The following is an 832-nucleotide window of genomic DNA, read 5'->3' as shown; positions in this document are numbered from 1 at the left end:
CCACTCCTGGCACGCTCACTTCCGAAGCGGCCCGAGGATCGCGGGGATTTATGAATCCGAGGGTCGCGGGGTCAGTTATTCCACTGGCTCTCGGCGAACGGGGGACCCGCCCGTGCCCACCGTCGCGGAGATGGGCACGGCGCGGGGTCGTCGTTGTCGGGGAGGCGGGACGGGGGGCGCCTACTGGTTATCGCTGTTGTATGGATTGGTTGAGGTCAGTTGATGAGGCTCGTCGCGTACCGCAGTTCTGATGCGCCACTGCTCACGGGATATCGACTACCGGACGAGCTGTTGGGGGTGCGGCCGGCCGACTGGTCGGACGCGGCCGAACCGCACCGGATATCCGAGCCACGGGAGCGCCGCGACGAGCGGCTGTACGTCGTACGCGACATCGCGTACGTGCGCTATACGGAAATCGACTGGGCCAGTGGGCAGGCCCGGTTGGAGATCGGACCGCGCGCGGGGAAGGGGCGCGACGACCCGGACGCCCGGGAGCACGGCGAGCACGGCGAGCGCGAGGGCGACCTGCTCGGCGCGCTCGTCGACGCCGCCGTGACGCACGGTCGTCGCGTCCTGAACCTGCGCCGCCTGCACGGCTGGGTCACGCCGGCGGCCCGGCCCCCGCTGGCACCGTTGCGCGCGGCCGGGTTCGCCTGGGAGGCGGTGGTACCACGGGGATGTTGGTACGCGGGCGCCGAGGTGGAGCGGGAGATCTGGGGACTGGTCGCCCATGGCTGAGCCCGTACGACTGGAACTGCCGACCGCCGTCCGCAGGTTGCGCCGACTGCCCGACAGCGGCCTCGGGTTCCTCGGCCTCGACCCGCTCACCCAG

The 832-nt window shown here is 71.0% G+C and carries 1 protein-coding gene; it reads left to right on the top strand.

Annotation, left to right across the window (positions count from 1 at the left end; all coding sequences use genetic code 11):
* Positions 1-222: 222 nt before the first annotated feature.
* On the top strand, positions 223-738 hold the full coding sequence (locus KUM32_RS40625) for a hypothetical protein (protein ID WP_217146700.1): 516 nt from the start codon (positions 223-225) through the stop codon (positions 736-738).
* Positions 739-832 lie beyond the last annotated feature (94 nt).

It is taken from the genome of Streptomyces sp. AC627_RSS907 (assembly GCF_019049165.1).
This window is presented reverse-complemented; position numbering and strand designations above follow the sequence as displayed.

Excerpts from the sequence above, each read along its gene's own strand:
- KUM32_RS40625 (WP_217146700.1), top strand. The coding sequence starts at position 223 with ATGAGGCTCGTCGCGTACCGCAGTTCTGATGCGCCACTGCTCACGGGA.